The sequence below is a fragment of the Rathayibacter sp. PhB179 genome, from assembly GCF_004345345.1.
In the GTDB taxonomy this organism is placed as follows: Bacteria; Actinomycetota; Actinomycetes; order Actinomycetales; family Microbacteriaceae; genus Rathayibacter; species Rathayibacter festucae.
Genome location: NZ_SLVD01000001.1, coordinates 721,530 through 736,150, shown reverse-complemented (window position 1 = coordinate 736,150; position 14,621 = coordinate 721,530). Strand labels below are relative to the sequence as shown.

The following is a 14,621-nucleotide window of genomic DNA, read 5'->3' as shown; positions in this document are numbered from 1 at the left end:
GCATGACGACGATCTACGACGACCCCGACGAGTTCGCCGAGGACCAGCTCGCCGGCTTCCTCTCCCTCTACGCGGACCGCCTGCGCGGCGTGCCCGGCGGAGTGGTCGCGCACCGCACCGCGGGCGCCGAGCCGCAGGTGGCGGTCGTCATCGGCGGCGGCTCCGGGCACTACCCGGCGTTCAGCGGCACGGTCGGCCCGGGCCTCGCGGCCGGGGCGGTGGTGGGCAACATCTTCACCTCGCCCTCGGCGGCGCAGGCGTACTCGGTCGCGAAGGCGGCCGATCAGGGCCGCGGAGTGGTGTTCAGCTTCGGCAACTACGCCGGCGACACGATGAACTTCGGCATCGCGGCCGAGCGGCTGCGCAAGGAGGGGATCGACACCCGGATCGTCGTCGTCACGGACGACATCGCCTCGGCGGAGGAGATCGGGAAGCGCCGCGGGATCGCGGGCGACTTCCCGGTGTTCAAGGCGATGGGAGCGGCGGCGGCCGAGGGGCTGTCGCTCGACGAGGTCGAGCGGGTCGGCAACGCGAGCAACGCGGCGACCCGCACGCTCGGCGTCGCGTTCTCGGGCTGCACGATGCCCGGGGCCGCCGAGCCGCTGTTCAGCGTGCCCGAGGGGCACCTCGGTCTCGGGCTCGGGATCCACGGCGAGCCCGGCATCCAGGACATCGAGCTGCTGCGCGCGGCGGAGCTGGCGGTTCTGCTCGTCGACCGGCTGCTGGCGGACGTTCCCGAGGGTGCCGGGGCGGAGGGCGGCACGACGCGCGTCGCCCCGATCCTGAACGGGCTCGGCACCACGAAGTACGAGGAGCTCTTCCTGCTCTGGCGCCACGTCGCGCGCCGGCTGGAGGAGGCGGGGCTGCAGACGGTCGAGCCGGAGGTCGGCGAGCTGGTCACCAGCCTCGACATGGGCGGCGTCTCGCTGACGCTGCAGTGGCTGGACGACGAGCTCGAGCGCTTCTGGCGCGCCGACGCCTACACGCCGGCCTACCGCCGGGTCGCGGCGCCGGTCGCGGCGCTGCTGGCGCCCTCGGGCGAGGACGCCGCGGCGGGCGAGGAGGAGTCCGCTCCTCCCTCCACCGATGCGGCCGTGGCGCTCGGCGAGACCGTGCGCGCGGCCCTCGCCCGGATGCACGAGCTGCTGCAGCGCGAGGAGGAGACCCTCGGGCGGATCGACGCGGTGGCGGGCGACGGCGATCACGGCCGCGGGATGCTCAAGGGCATCGGCGCGGCGACCCGGCGCCTCGACCGGATCGAGGAGCGCGCGGGCGGTGCCTGGCTGCTGTCCCGCGCCGGGCAGTCCTGGGCGGAGCAGGCCGGCGGCACCTCCGGAGTGCTCTGGGGTGCGGCGCTCGAGGCGCTCGGCGCCTCGCTGACCGACGGGTGCGAGGAGTACTCGGCGGCGGACGTCGTGGCCGGGGTCGACGCCTTCGCGGAGTCGATCGTGGATCTCGGGCGCGCGAGCGAGGGCGACAAGACCATGCTCGACGCGCTGCTGCCGTTCGCGCGGGTGCTGCGCGAGCGCGTCGAGGGCGGATCGTCGCTGGTCGAGGCGTGGCGGGAGGCGGCGGGCGTCGCCGTCGAGCGCGCCGCGGCGACCGCGGACCTGCGGCCGAAGGTCGGCCGCGCACGACCCCTGGCCGAGAAGAGCCTGGGCACACCGGACGCGGGCGCGACCTCGATGGGGATGATCCTGACCGCGGTCGGCGACGTCCTCGCGGAGCGCGCCGGTGCGGATGCCACCACGCAAGCCACTGCAGAAGGAGGAGCAGCATGACCACCACCTATCGGGTCGTCGTCGGATCGGACGACGCGGGCCACGACTACAAGGAGGCGCTGAAGGCCGACCTGCTGAAGGACGACCGCGTCTCGCTGGTGACCGACGTCGGCGTCGACGCGGAGAGCCACACCGACTACCCGGACATCGCGGTCACGGCCGCGCGGATGATCGCCGACGGGTCCGCGGACCGCGCGATCCTGGTCTGCGGCACGGGCCTGGGCGTCGCGATCGCGGCGAACAAGGTGCCGGGGGTGCGCGCGGTGACGGCGCACGACTCCTACTCGGTGGAGCGGTCGGTGCTGTCGAACAACGCGCAGGTGCTCTGCCTGGGGCAGCGCGTGGTCGGGCTCGAGGTGGCGCGGCGGATGGCGCGGGAGTGGCTCGGCTACGAGTTCGACCCGTCGAGCGCGTCGGCGGGGAAGGTCGCGGCGATCTGCGGGTACGACGGCAGCGCGCCGAAGGGCGTGGACGCCTAGAGATCAGCCGCCTGCCCCGAGGTCCCGGCTCCGCTGCGCCAGGCGGTGCACGGTGGCGCGGGTCTCGGGGTAGAGCCGGCGGAAGTCCGCGTACAGCCCGTCGTAGAGCGCGGCGACGGCCGGATCGGGCACGAGGGTCGTCCCCGCGGGGTTCCACGCCTCGATGTCGACGTCGGTGACGAGGCCCGCCGCGAGCACGGCCGAGCCGTAGGCCGCGCCGACCGAGACCGTGGGGATCACCTGCTCCAGGCCGCAGACGTCGCTGACGATCTGCGGCCAGAGCTCGGCGGCGACCCCGCCGCCCGCGCCGACCAGTGCCTCGACGCGCACGCCATGCGCGCGGAGCACCTCGAGGTGGTGCCGGACGGCGAAGGCCGTCGCCTCGAGAACGGCGCGGTAGAGGTCGCCCCGGGTGGAGCCGACGCCGAGCCCGGCGATCACGCCGCGGGCGTCGGAGTCGGCGAACGGCGAGCGCTCGCCCGCGAAGTAGGGCAGCACGAGCAGCCCGCCGGCGCCCGGTCCGGACCGCGCGGCCTCGTCGAGCAGCTCGGCCCAGGTGGAGCCGGTCAGCCGGCGCAGCCAGTCGGTCACGGCGCCCGAGGTGGCCATGCCGCCGGCCGCGGTCGGCTCGCCCGGGGCGGCGCCGACGGTCGTCCACATCCCGCCGAGCGGGGTCGGGGCGGCCATCGGCGCGACCAGGAACATCGTCGTGCCGTACTGGAGGAACACCCGGCCGGGTCGGCGGCGCCCGGCGCTGAGGCTCTCGGCCCAGGCGTCGATGGTGCCGAAGACCACCGGCACGCCGGCCGGCAGCCCGGTCGCGGCGGCGGCCTCGGGAGTGATGCGGCCCGCGGTCTCGCCGGGCCAGCCGAGGCGGGGGAGCTGCAGGCCGGGGGCGAGCAGGGCGGCCCACTCGTCGATCCACTCCTCGCGGGCGACGTCGTAGAGCGGCGTGCACTGGCTGGCGGAGTGGTGGTCGAGCACGTACTCGCCGGTGAGCAGCTCGACGATCCGCGAGGACGGCATCGTGAAGCGGACGGCGCGGCGCCAGAGCTCCGGCTCGTGGCGGGCGACCCAGGCGAGCTTGACGCCCGCGGCCTGCGCCGAGAGCCCGGAGCCGGTGCGGGCGCGCATCGCCTCCTCGCCGCCGAGCAGTGCGGTGACCTCGTCGAGCATGCCGACGCTGCGGGTGTCGACGCCGTAGAGGATCGCGGGGCGGAGCTCGTCGCCGGCCGCGTCGGTCAGGAGCACGCACGGGCCCATGCCGCTGACGCCGACCGCGACGACGACCCCGTGCGGCGCGGCGGCGGTCAGCTCGGCGACGAGGCTGCGGAACTCCGCCCACCAGACGCCGGAGTCCATCTCGACCCAGCCCTGCCTCGGCCGGTCGACGACGTGCGCGCGGGCGGCCTCGGCGACGACCCTCCCGTCGAGGCCGACCAGGATCGCCTTCGTGCTGGACGTGCCGACGTCGACTCCGAGAACCACGTCCACGACTCGTCCTCCTGCTGGGCTGCACCGACCACCGACGCCCTCGAGCTTAGGGCGGCCGCCTGCGGCCCCCGGCGGGGACCTGGAGTGCGCCGCCGAGGCGTCCTCGAACCGTCGAGGCGTCCCGCTGCTCTTGGACGTCTCGACCGTTCGAGGACGCCTCGGCCGGAGGGGGCGTCAGCGGGGGCGGCACTCCAGGCTGAGCCAGAGCTCGAAGCAGGCGCTGCGGGAGAGGGCGGTGGCGCCGATCGAGGCGCGGCCCATCCGGCCGGCGTCGGGGCCGAAGACGTCGAGGAGGAGGTCGCTCGCGGCGTTCGAGACCTCGTTGAGGCGCTCGAAGCCGGGCGGGCACAGCACGAAGCAGAGCCCGCGCGAGAGGGCGACGACCTCGTCGAGCGAGCCGAGGGCCGCGCGGATCATGCCGAGCGCGTTGACGGCGGTGTAGCGGGCCGCCTCCCGTGCCTGCTCGAGGGTGATGTCGACGCCGACCGCTCCCGGGTGCAGCAGGGCGCCGTCGCGCGACTCCGGGGTGATGCCGCTGAGCTCGAGCAGGTCGCCGGTGCGGTGGAACGCCCGCAGGGTGCTGCCGCCGTAGCGGCCGCCGTAGGGCGGGTCGAGGTAGTCGGGGATCGCAAGGCCGAGCTCGCGGGCGCGCTGCTCGGCGGAGTGCTGCTCGGCGGAGTGCTCAACGGCGGGGTGGCTCATACCGCCAGCGTATCCGGCGGTAGCCAGAATGGATACAACCTGCGTACGATGGGATCCATTAAGGGGTCGGCGGTACGGCGACCGCGAGAAGGGACCTGCAGATGACAATCGGCCTCACCGGTGGCGCCCCCGCCCGGACGTCCATCGATGTGGCCGCCGAGCGCGCTCGCACCGCCGGCACGGCCGGCCGGCACTACTTCAACGCGGCCGGCGCGGGCCTGATGACCGACTCGGTCCTCGAGACCGTCATCGCGCACCTCCGCCTCGAGCAGCGGATCGGCGGCTACGAGGCCGCGAACGCCGTCGCCGACCGGGTCGACGCCGCCTACGCCGCCGCCGCCGCGCTGCTCGGCGCGGACGCCGATGAGATCGCCTTCTTCGACAGCGCGACCAGCGGCCTCCGCGCGATCTTCGACGCCCTCCGCCTCGGCCCCGGCGACACCGTGCTCGCCCCGCGCTCGAGCTACGTCAGCCAGGCGCTGCGCCTGCTCGCGCTCGAGCGCTACGACGGCGTCCGCCTGACGCTCCTCCCCAACGACTCCAGCGGCGGCCTCGACATCGAGGCGCTCGAGAGCGCCCTCGCCACCGCGAGCGGCCGCACCGTGATCAGCGCCGTGCACGTCCCCACCTCCTCCGGACTCGTCGAGCCGGTCGCCGCGATCGGCGCGCTGGCCCGCCGCTACGGCGCGATCACGGTGCTCGACGCGACCCAGTCGGTCGGTCAGCTCGACATCGACGTCCGCGCGATCGACTGCGACGCCCTCGTCACCACCGGACGCAAGTTCCTCCGCGGGCCGCGCGGAACCGGGCTGGTCTTCCTCCGCCGCGGCCTGCTCGACGGCATCGGGGCCTGGGCGCCCGACGTGCGAGGCTCGCAGTGGACGAGCGAGCAGGAGTGGACGATGGACGGCACGGCGAGAGCCCTCGAGACCTGGGAGTCGTCGGTGGCCCTCCGCCTCGGACTCGGCGAGGCGCTGCGCGAGGCGCACGAGCGCGGCACGGCGGCGACCGAGGCGCACCTGGTGGCCCTCGGCGCCCGGCTGCGCACCGAGCTGTCCGCGATCGGCGGCGTCACCGTGGCGGATCCGCCCGTGTCGCCGTCCGGCATCGTGACCTTCACCGTCGACGGCGTCCCCGGCAAGACCGTCTCGGCGCGGCTGCGCGAGGCGGCCGTCGACTCGCTCGCGGTGCCCGCCTCGCACGCGCAGTGGGACCTCGGTGCGCGCGGCCTCGCGAGCGTCGTCCGGGTGTCGCCGCACGTCTACACCGACGAGTCGGACGTCGAGGCGCTGCTGACGGCGGTCGCGGGGGTGACCTCGTGACGGTCTCCGACGACACCGTCCACGACGCGATCGTCGTCGGCCTCGGGATCCACGGCTCCGCCACCGCCTACGAGCTCGCCCTGCGCGGGCGCAGTGTGGTGGGGATCGAGCAGTTCGGCCCCGGCCACGTCCGCGGCTCCTCGCACGGCGCCACCCGGATGATCCGTCGCGCCTACCCGAGCCCGGTCTGGAACGACCTGGTCGACCGCGCCTTCCGCGGCTGGGACCGCTGGTCCGCCGCGGCGGGCGCGCCCTTCGTTCACCCGACCGGCGGGCTCTACGCGCACCGCGGCGAGGCGGCGCTGCAGGGCGGGCGCAGCCGGCCGGTCGCCGTGCCCGATACCTCCTTCGCCCCGCCCGCCGACTACGGGGTCGTCCACGATCCCGACGCCGGCGTCGTCGAGGCCGCCCGCGCGCTGGCCTTCGCGCAGTCCGCCGCGACCGCCGCCGGCGCCGAGCTGCGCTTCGACGAGGAGGTGCTCGACTGGAGCGTCGGCACCGGCGACAGCAGCGGCGTCGTCACCGTCCGCACCTCCGCGGGCGAGCTGCGCGCGCGCCGCCTCGTCGTCTCCGGCGGCGCCTGGGTCGAGCGGCTGCTGCCCGAGACCGCCGGCTTCTTCGAGGTGCAGCGGATCCTCACCCTCACCGTCCCGGCCGGCCAGAGCGTCGCGCAGCCGCCGGCGCTCGGCTGCTTCTCCGTCGATCTGCCGGACGGGCTGGTCTTCGGCCTGCCCGAGGCGGCCGGCTCCGGCGCCAAGATCGGCGTCGACGCGGGACCGGTCTGGGACCCGGCCGTGCCCGTCGCCCCGCCGACCGCGGCGGAGATCGCGCACCTCGAGAGCCTGCTCCGTCGCTTCGTCCCCGGGATCGACACCGCCGGCGGCGAGGCCGTCGCCTGCCTCTACACGATGACCCCCGACAAGCGGTTCGTCGTCGGCGCGCTGCCCGGCCGGCCCGAGGTGCTGGTCGCCGCGGCCTGCTCCGGCCACGGCTTCAAGTTCGGCCCCGCGATCGGCGAGGCGCTGGCCGACCTCGTCGACGGCGTCGACCGCCCCGACCTCGACTTCCTCAGCCCGGACCGGACGGTGACCGCATGACCCTCTCCCCGCCTCCCGCCCGCGTCGCCGTCGCGGCGCCGCACCCCGCCGCCCTCGACGCCGCCGCCCGCGCCATCGCCGACGGCGGCGACGCGATCGACGCCGCTCTCGCCGCCGCGACCGCGCTCACGGTCGTCTACCCGCACCAGTGCGGGCTCGGCGGAGACCTGATCGCGCTGGTCCGCCGCCCCGGCGAGGACGTCGTCGCCGTGCTCTCGGCCGGAGCGGCGCCCGCCGGCATCGACGTCGCGGCGCTCTCCCGCGAGGAGCGGATGCCGCGGCAGGGCGCGCAGACCGTCACCATCCCCGGCGCGGTCGCCGGCTGGCAGGCGATCGCCGGTCTGGGCGGTCGCCTCGGTCTCGACACACCGCTCCGCCGGGCCGCGACGCTCGCCGCCGACGGCTTCCCGATCTCCGCGGGGCTCGGGCGCGCGATCGGGCTGCGCCGCGACGAGCTGCTCGCCGACGAGGGCATGCGCGGCGTCATCGGCGACGGCGACGGCGGGCTCCTCGGCGAGGGCGACCTGCTGGTGCAGCCCGCGCTCGCCGCCTCGCTGACCGAGCTCGTCGACGACCCCGGAGCGTTCTACCGCGGCCGGATCGCCCACTCCCTCGCCGCGCGCCTGGCCGCCCTCGGCGGCGCGCACACCCCCGCCGACTTCGCCGCGCACGAGGCCGAGCTGGTCGAGCCGGCCGCCTCCCGCGAGGGCGGCGTGCGCTGGTGGGTGGCTCCGCCGCCGAGCCAGGGCGTGGTGCTGCTCGGCGTCCTGCCCGAGGCGCTCTCCGGCGACACCGCGCAGCTCGTCGAGGCGGTCCGCGACGCGGCGCTCGTGCGGCAGTCCGCGCTCGGCGACCCGCGCGGCGGAGCGATCGACGTCGCCGCCATGCTCGACCCCCGCTCCCTCTCCCGCGGCTCCCTGCCGCGGGCCGGGCGCGCGCTCGGCGACACGGTCGCGGTCACCGCGGCCGACACCGACGGCACCGTCGTCACCCTGATCCAGAGCGTCTACCAGCTCTTCGGCTCCGGGATCCTCGACCCCGGCACCGGCATCGTCCTGCACAACCGCGGCTCCGCCTTCAGCACCGACCCCGCCCACCCCGGCCGGGTCGGCCCGGGCCTGCGCCCGCCGCACACCCTGCTGCCGGTCATCGCCGAGAGCGGGGACCTGCTGCTCGGCCTCGGCTGCCAGGGCGGCAGCGCCCAGCCGTGGATCCTCGCCCAGCTCGTCCGCGAGCTGCTCGATCCGGCCGCGGATCCGGGAGCCGTGCTCGAGCGGCCGCGGTTCGTCGTCGGGGCGCGGGATCTCGGGCACGAGGAGCTGACGCTCGTGGCGGAGCCGGGGGTCCCCGAGGCCGTTGCGGCGGCGCGTGATCTGGGGCTGCCGGTCGCCGAATCGTCGGGCCCGATCGACGAGGCCGGGCACGTGCAGCTCGTGCGGCTGCATCGCGACGGGCGGCTCGACGCCGCCAGCGATCCCCGGGCCGACGGCCGCGCGATCGTCGCGGGGGCGGGCTGACCGCTCTCGGCTGTCGCGGCCGGGAACCGCGCCTGCCTCGACGGGCCGGCCCCGTCACTCCGCTCCTCTCTTCCTCCCTCTGAAGTCCCCCTCCTTCTGCACCTCTGACGCCCCGAACCGAAGGACCGCCACCGCCATGAGCGCCGCCTCCACCAGCACCACCACGACCACCACTGCACACTCCCTCGACCCCCTCGTCGCCGCCGAGATCGCGTCCTTCGTCGCCGCCGTCCGCGCGAGCGACCGCATCGGCGCGCGCCCGCGCTTCTGGGGCATCAGCCTCGACGAGGAGAAGGCGCGCGGCATCGCGCCCGGCGGCGCCCGCCCCGTGCGCCTGGTCGTGCTCGACCCGGACGCCCGCGCCGCCTGGGAGGTGCGCGGCTGGACCGCCGGCCCCGACAGCCCCGCGATCGTCGAGGTCTGGACCGACGTCGACCACCGCCGCCCCGGCGTCTCCAGCGACGAGGCGCGCCTGATCGCCCAGGCGGCCCGCAACTCGCCGCTGCTCGCGGAGGCGCTCGCCCTCCGCGGCATCACCGACACCTCGCTGGTCTGGGTCGACCCGGAGTCGATCACCGGCTTCGTCCCCGACGACCTCGCCGACCGCCGGCTCAGCTGGGGCACGGTCTGGTACCGCGAGTTCCCCGAGGACAACGGCTACGCCCGCCCGGTCGCCGGCCTCGTGCCGATCCTCGACCTCGACACCCTCGAGGTGATCCGGATCGAGGACCACGGCGTGATCCCGATGGCGAGCGAGACCGGCGTCTACACCGCCGGCACCTGGGGCCCCGACCGCGAGGTGTCCAAGCTCGACATCGTGCAGGCCGACGGCCCCGGCTTCGCGATCGAGGGGCACCGGGTCCAGTGGCAGAACTGGTCGTTCCGGGTCGGCTTCAGCCACCGCGAGGGCCTCGTGCTGCACGAGCTGACCTACCGCGACGGCGACGTCGAGCGACCGGTGCTGGCGCGCGCCGCCGTGAACGAGATGTACGTCCCGTACCTCGACAGCGACCCGACCGCCTACCGCAAGAACTTCTTCGACTGGGGCGAGTACGGCGCCGGCCCGCTCACCGCGAGCCTCGAGCTGGGCTGCGACTGCCTCGGCGAGATCCGCTACTTCGACGTCGACTACCTCGACGGCCACGGCGAGCCGCAGACCATCGTCAACGGCATCTGCCTGCACGAGGAGGACGACTCGATCCTCTGGAAGCACGTCAACACCCGCACCGGCAGCGCCGAGGTGCGCCGCAGCCGCCGCCTGGTGATCTCCAGCTTCGCGACCGTCGCGAACTACGACTACGGCTTCTACTGGTCGCTGTACCAGGACGGCTCGGTCGAGCTCGAGGTGAAGCTGACCGGACTGATGTCGGTGAGCGGCATCGCCGACGGCGAGTCGCCGCGCTCGGGGCGGATGGTCGCGCCGAACGTGCAGGCGCCGATCCACCAGCACTACTTCGCGGTCCGCCTCGACACCGCGATCGACGGCCCGCTCAACCGCCTGGTCGAGGTGCACGCCGAGGCCGACCCCGACGAGACGACCAACCCCTACGGCAACGCCTGCCTCGCCGTCGAGACGCCGCTGGCCTCGGAGTCGGTGGCCGCCCGCCGCGCCGACCCGTCGCGCGCCCTGCACTGGCGGATCGAGAGCGAGTCGGCGCAGAACCGCTACGGCGAGGCGACCGCCTACCGCCTCGCGCTGCAGAACACCGCGCAGCTCTACGCCCGCCCGGGCAGCGTCGTCGAGCGGAAGGCGCCCTTCGTCGGGCAGCACCTCTGGGCGAGCGCCTTCGACCCGGAGCAGCGCTTCATCGCCGGCGAGTACCCCAACCAGGGCGAGCTCGGCGACGACGGCGTGCACGTCTGGCAGCAGGCCGACCGCTCGCTCGAGAACGAGCGCCTCGTGCTCTGGCCGGTCCTCGGCGTGCACCACTTCCCGCGGCCGGAGCAGTGGCCGATCATGCCCGTCGACCGGATCAGCCTGCGGCTGGAGCCGGACGGGTTCTTCGACCGCAACCCGTCGCTGGACGTGCCGGCGTCGGAGTCCGCGCACTGCGCGCCGGGGGGCTCGGGCGACGCGCACGCGTGCCACACCGATGGCGCGTCGGACGCTCACGCCGGGCACGAGCACGCGGAGCAGCAGCATGGGCACGAGGGCGGCCGCTGATGGCGGGACTCGCTGAGCACCTGGCCGACAGCTCCGCCGTCGCGCTCGCCGCGGCCGTCGCCTCCCGCGAGGTCTCGGCCGTCGAGGTGATGCGCGCGCACCTGGAGCGGATCGAGGAGCGGAACCCCGCCATCCGCGCCGTCGTCTCGCAGCAGCCCGACTCGGTCTCGCTCGCCGCCGCGGAGGCCGCCGACCGGCGCACCGCCGAGGCGCTCGCGGCCGGCGAGGCGCTGCCACCGCTGCACGGCCTGCCGACCGCGGTGAAGGACCTGATGGACGTCGCCGGCTTCCCGACGACGAACGGCTCCGCCGCCTTCGCCGACGCCGCGCCTGCCGCGCACGACAGCGTGCTCGCGACGCTGCTCCGCGAGTCCGGCGCCCTGATCATCGGCAAGACCAACACCCCCGAGATGGGCCAGGGGGTGCTGACCTTCAACCCGGTCTTCGGCACCACCGTGAACCCGTGGGACCTCTCGCGGCACGCCGGCGGGTCGAGCGGAGGCGCGGCCGCCGCCCTCGCCGCGCGGATGCTGCCGATCGCCGACGGCTCCGACAGTGGCGGCAGCCTGCGCTACCCGGCCGCGTTCTGCAACGTCGTCGGCGTGCGGCCGAGCCCCGGCCGCGTGGCCAGCGGGCGCACCGGCAACGCCTGGACCCCGCACGGCGTGACCGGCCCGATGGCTCGCGACTCCGCCGACGCCGCCCTCTTCCTCGACGCGCTCTCGGTCGAGAAGAGCGTCTGGCCGCTGTCGTCGCTGCCCGTGCACGCCGCGCGCCCGGTCGCGGTCGACGGCCTGCGGATCGCCTGGAGCGACGACGCCGGCGGGCTGCCGATCGACCCCGACGTGCGCGCCGTGCACGCCGCGTTCGCCGCGCAGCTGTCCGGACTCGGCGCCGTGCTCGACGCGGACGAGCCCGACTTCGCCGGCGCCGACGAGGCCTGGGAGACCATCGAGACCTTCGAGTTCTTCCTCGGCGGCCGGCACGCCGTCGACGCGGGCGCCACCGGCTTCCGCCCCGACTACGTCCGCAACGTCGAGCAGGGCCGAGCGATGTCGGCGACGCAGCTCGCCGACGCCTACGAGCGCCGCACCCGCCTCTTCCGCGACACCGCCCGCGTCCTCGAGACGCACGACGTGCTGATCCTGCCGGCGACCCCCGTCGTCGCGCCACCCGCGGAGCTCGAGTGGGTGCCGTCCGTGGACGGCCACGACTTCGACCGCTACTTCACCTGGCAGATGCTCGCCAACCGCCTGACGCTCACGGCCCACCCGGTCGTCGTCACCTCGGCCGGCTTCACCCCCGACGGCCTCCCCGTCGGCGTCCAGGTCGTCGGCCGCCACGGCCGCGAGGCCCAGCTGCTGGCGGTGACCCGCGCCCTGGAGGAGGCGACGGGCTGGATCGCCCGCGCCCCGTCGTTCTGACGCCGGGCCTGCATCCCTCCTCGACTCCCCAGAAGTTGCGGTAGTCGCGCGCCACTACCGCAGCTTTCGGAGAGTCGCGGGGGCCGGGCGGCGACTCGCCGCGGCCCGGCGGGGGGATCGGCGTGCACAACATCAGCCAGAACGGACCGGCCTCCCCTGACAGCGGAGGCCCTCCACTCTCAGCTGATGTTGTGCGGCTGCACTCCACGAGAGCGAGTTCGCGGAACCCGCGTGGGACGATACGGCGCGGCGGAGGCGGTCTTCGGGCCTCCCCATGCCGCGCGCGGGCTGACCGCGCTGCCGCGCCCGATGTCCGCTCGAGAACGGAGCTCCCGTGACCGCCCTGCTCCTCCGCGGTGACGACCGCTACTGCGATCCCTGGCACCCCTTCGCGGAGACCGCGGCCGCCCTGGCCGCGCTGCTCTCGGCGCGCGGGCACCAGGTCGAGATCCGCGGCGACGTCGACCAGGCGCTCGCCGATCTCGGCTCCGGCCGCGCACCGCTCCCGGACCTGCTCGTCGTCGATGTCGGCCAGCCGCGCGACGGCGGCGCGAGCCCGCTCGCCGAGGGCGCGGCGGCGCTCGCCCTGCTCGACCGGTCGGCGGTCCCGGTGCTCGGGATCCACGTCAGCTCCACGAGCTTCGGGGACTCCCCGGAGTGGGCGGCGCTCCTCGGCGGCCGCTGGGTCCGCGGCACGACCATGCACCCGGACTACGGACCCGCCCGCATCGCGATGGCCGCGGGCGCGCATCCGATCACCGCGGGCCTCGCCGACTTCGATGTGCAGGACGAGCGCTACTCCTGGCTCGAGGTCGCGGACGCCGCCCGCATCCTCGCGACGCACGAGCACGACGGCGAGCGGCACCCGATCGCCTGGGCGCTCGAGCGCGAGGGCGGCGGCCGCACCGTCTACGACGCGCTCGGCCACGACGCCGCGTCGTACTCCTCGCCCGGGCACGTGCGGCTGCTCACGGCAGCCCTCGACTGGCTCGAGGGCTGACCGCGGGTCACGCCTCAGAGGTCGACGCCGACCCCCGCGAGCTCCTCGACCTGGCGCCAGAGCCGGTCGGCCGCGTCCGCCGGGGGAGCGGCGGTCCGGGCCGGCGGCGCGACGAGCACGGGCGCTCCCCGCAGGCGGCCCCCCGGGGAGACGTACTCCCCGCCCTGCAGCTGAGGATCGGTGAGCGCCCGCACGGCCGACCAGGCGGCGGTGTCCTTGCCCTGCGCCCACGGCGTGTACGGATTGCGCTGGTAGGGGGCGGTCGAATCGCGGATCCCCTGCCGCTCCGGGGTCTTCGCATCGACGCCCACTCCGGGCCGCGTGACGATCGACGCGACCGGGACGCCCGCGGCGCGCAGCCGGCGGTCGAGCTCGAAAGCCCAGATCTCGGTCGCCGTCTTGGCTTTCGTGTAGGCGCTGATGCCCACCCGCGGGACCCGGCGCAGGTCGTCCACCCGCATCGGGAACTGCTGCACGAACCCGGTCGACGTGTGCACGATCCGGCTCCGGCCGCCGTGCTCGGCCGCGGTGGCCGCGAGTGCGGGCAGCAGTCGCGCGACCAGTCGCGCATTGGCGGCGACGTGCGTGCCGAGCAGCAGCGGCAGCCCGTCCTCGGTGACCGCGCGCGGGTCCATGCTCATCGCGCCGCCGTTGAGCAGGATCCCGTCGAGGCGGGGCAGCGCGGCGAGCTCCACGGCGGTCCGATCGACGGAGGCGGACGAGCCGAGCTCGAGCACGACGGTCCGGACCCGGGCCTGCGGGACCACGCCGCGGAGGGTGTCCGCCGCCCGCCGGAGCTTGCCCGCCGAGCGCGACGCCAGGACGACGTCCGCGCCGGCGCCGGCCAGCTGCTCGGCGGCGAAGTAGCCGATGCCCGCGGTCGCACCGGTCACGACGACGGTGCGCCCGGTCTGGTCGGGGAGTCTGCCGGTGTCCCAGCTCGGGTGTTCGCTCGTCATGCGGTCCTCGTCTCTCGAAGCGGATGATCTATCCGCATCGGACGCTAGCACGAAACGGATGACTCATCCGCTTGCGTAGGATGGGGCGCATGCCAGTCCTCCGATCCGACGCCGCGCGGAGCCGCGCGCGCATCCTCGAGGTCGCGCGGACCCACGACCGGGGCACGCTGCGGCTGAACGAGGTCGCCCGCGAGGCCGGGGTCGGCGTCGCCACCGTCTACCGGCACTTCCCGACCGTCCACGCCCTCGTCGAGGCCCTCTCCGCCGACACCCTCGACGCGATGCTCGCCGTCTCGCGCCGCGCCGCCGCCCTGCCCGACCCCGGCGCCGCCCTCGCCGTCTACCTGCGCGAGGCGCTCGACCTCCAGCTGTCCGACGGCGGGCTGCAGGCCGTGCTGCTCTCGCCGGAGGACGAGGCCGAGTCCGTCCGCGCGGCCAAGCGCGAGATCTTCGAGTCCTTCGCGACCGTGCTCGCGGCGGCGCGCACCGCCGGCGCCGTCCGCCCCGACCTCACGATCGACCACCTCGAGCACCTCGTCTGCGGCATCGAGCACGCCGTCCGCCTCGGCTCTCCCGCCGACCGGGCGGTGCTGCTCGACGTGCTGCTCGACGGCCTGCGGCCGCGTCGCCTCCCGTCAACGATCCTCGGTCGACCTCGCTAGGATCCGAGCATCACGACTGG

12 protein-coding genes are annotated in these 14,621 nt (G+C 75.3%); 9 read left to right on the top strand and 3 right to left on the bottom strand.

Annotated features, from left to right (window positions below; translation table 11 throughout):
• Positions 1-2: 2 nt before the first annotated feature.
• Both EDF43_RS03415 and EDF43_RS03410 read left to right on the top strand, forming a co-directional pair.
• The gene (locus EDF43_RS03415) at positions 3-1,781 is read left to right on the top strand and encodes a dihydroxyacetone kinase family protein (protein ID WP_132435490.1); all 1,779 of its coding nucleotides are present in this window, start codon (positions 3-5) and stop codon (positions 1,779-1,781) included.
• Complete coding sequence (locus EDF43_RS03410; RefSeq protein ID WP_132435489.1) at positions 1,778-2,260, top strand: ribose-5-phosphate isomerase; 483 nt, start codon at positions 1,778-1,780, stop codon at positions 2,258-2,260. The genes EDF43_RS03415 and EDF43_RS03410 overlap by 4 nt, the downstream gene beginning before the upstream one ends.
• Before the next feature lie 3 nt (positions 2,261-2,263).
• Here the strand turns inward: EDF43_RS03410 and EDF43_RS03405 are convergent, their stop codons facing one another.
• Both EDF43_RS03405 and EDF43_RS03400 read right to left on the bottom strand, forming a co-directional pair.
• The gene (locus tag EDF43_RS03405; protein ID WP_132435487.1) at positions 2,264-3,754 is read right to left on the bottom strand and encodes an FGGY family carbohydrate kinase; all 1,491 of its coding nucleotides are present in this window, start codon (positions 3,752-3,754) and stop codon (positions 2,264-2,266) included.
• Between the two features lie 174 nt (positions 3,755-3,928).
• The gene (locus EDF43_RS03400; protein WP_132435485.1) at positions 3,929-4,456 is read right to left on the bottom strand and encodes a RidA family protein; all 528 of its coding nucleotides are present in this window, start codon (positions 4,454-4,456) and stop codon (positions 3,929-3,931) included.
• A 101-nt stretch (positions 4,457-4,557) separates the two neighbouring features.
• On the opposite strand from EDF43_RS03400, the gene EDF43_RS22085 reads away from it, so the two are divergent.
• From EDF43_RS22085 to EDF43_RS03375, 6 genes are all read left to right on the top strand, one after another.
• Entirely contained in the window at positions 4,558-5,778 is a 1,221-nt protein-coding gene (locus EDF43_RS22085; protein WP_207901614.1) for an aminotransferase class V-fold PLP-dependent enzyme, read from the top strand.
• The gene (locus EDF43_RS22080) at positions 5,775-6,875 is read left to right on the top strand and encodes an FAD-dependent oxidoreductase (RefSeq protein ID WP_207901613.1); all 1,101 of its coding nucleotides are present in this window, start codon (positions 5,775-5,777) and stop codon (positions 6,873-6,875) included. Before EDF43_RS22085 ends, EDF43_RS22080 begins: the two co-directional genes overlap by 4 nt.
• A complete protein-coding gene (locus EDF43_RS03390; protein WP_132435484.1) occupies positions 6,872-8,392 on the top strand; it encodes a gamma-glutamyltransferase in 1,521 nt (506 codons plus the stop codon). The genes EDF43_RS22080 and EDF43_RS03390 overlap by 4 nt, the downstream gene beginning before the upstream one ends.
• A gap of 136 nt (positions 8,393-8,528) precedes the next feature.
• Positions 8,529-10,556: a primary-amine oxidase gene (locus EDF43_RS03385; protein ID WP_132435482.1), complete on the top strand. Its 2,028-nt coding sequence runs from the start codon at positions 8,529-8,531 to the stop codon at positions 10,554-10,556.
• On the top strand, positions 10,556-11,980 hold the full coding sequence (locus EDF43_RS03380; RefSeq protein ID WP_123737747.1) for an amidase family protein: 1,425 nt from the start codon (positions 10,556-10,558) through the stop codon (positions 11,978-11,980). The genes EDF43_RS03385 and EDF43_RS03380 overlap by 1 nt, the downstream gene beginning before the upstream one ends.
• Before the next feature lie 334 nt (positions 11,981-12,314).
• On the top strand, positions 12,315-12,980 hold the full coding sequence (locus EDF43_RS03375; RefSeq protein ID WP_132435480.1) for a ThuA domain-containing protein: 666 nt from the start codon (positions 12,315-12,317) through the stop codon (positions 12,978-12,980).
• Between the two features lie 14 nt (positions 12,981-12,994).
• Here EDF43_RS03375 and EDF43_RS03370 read toward each other — a convergent pair whose 3' ends face one another.
• Entirely contained in the window at positions 12,995-13,939 is a 945-nt protein-coding gene (locus EDF43_RS03370; RefSeq protein ID WP_132435478.1) for an SDR family NAD(P)-dependent oxidoreductase, read from the bottom strand.
• Positions 13,940-14,028: 89 nt separating this feature from the next.
• On the opposite strand from EDF43_RS03370, the gene EDF43_RS03365 reads away from it, so the two are divergent.
• Positions 14,029-14,601, top strand: coding sequence for a TetR family transcriptional regulator (locus EDF43_RS03365; protein WP_132435476.1), 573 nt, complete (start codon positions 14,029-14,031; stop codon positions 14,599-14,601).
• Positions 14,602-14,621: the final 20 nt, after the last annotated feature.

Excerpts from the sequence above, each read along its gene's own strand:
- EDF43_RS03390 (WP_132435484.1), top strand. The coding sequence starts at position 6,872 with ATGACCCTCTCCCCGCCTCCCGCCCGCGTCGCCGTCGCGGCGCCGCAC.
- EDF43_RS03385 (WP_132435482.1), top strand. The coding sequence starts at position 8,529 with ATGAGCGCCGCCTCCACCAGCACCACCACGACCACCACTGCACACTCC.
- EDF43_RS03370 (WP_132435478.1), bottom strand. The coding sequence starts at position 13,939 with ATGACGAGCGAACACCCGAGCTGGGACACCGGCAGACTCCCCGACCAG.
- EDF43_RS03410 (WP_132435489.1), top strand. The coding sequence starts at position 1,778 with ATGACCACCACCTATCGGGTCGTCGTCGGATCGGACGACGCGGGCCAC.
- EDF43_RS03415 (WP_132435490.1), top strand. The coding sequence starts at position 3 with ATGACGACGATCTACGACGACCCCGACGAGTTCGCCGAGGACCAGCTC.
- EDF43_RS03400 (WP_132435485.1), bottom strand. The coding sequence starts at position 4,456 with ATGAGCCACCCCGCCGTTGAGCACTCCGCCGAGCAGCACTCCGCCGAG.
- EDF43_RS22085 (WP_207901614.1), top strand. The coding sequence starts at position 4,558 with ATGACAATCGGCCTCACCGGTGGCGCCCCCGCCCGGACGTCCATCGAT.
- EDF43_RS03380 (WP_123737747.1), top strand. The coding sequence starts at position 10,556 with ATGGCGGGACTCGCTGAGCACCTGGCCGACAGCTCCGCCGTCGCGCTC.
- EDF43_RS03365 (WP_132435476.1), top strand. The coding sequence starts at position 14,029 with ATGCCAGTCCTCCGATCCGACGCCGCGCGGAGCCGCGCGCGCATCCTC.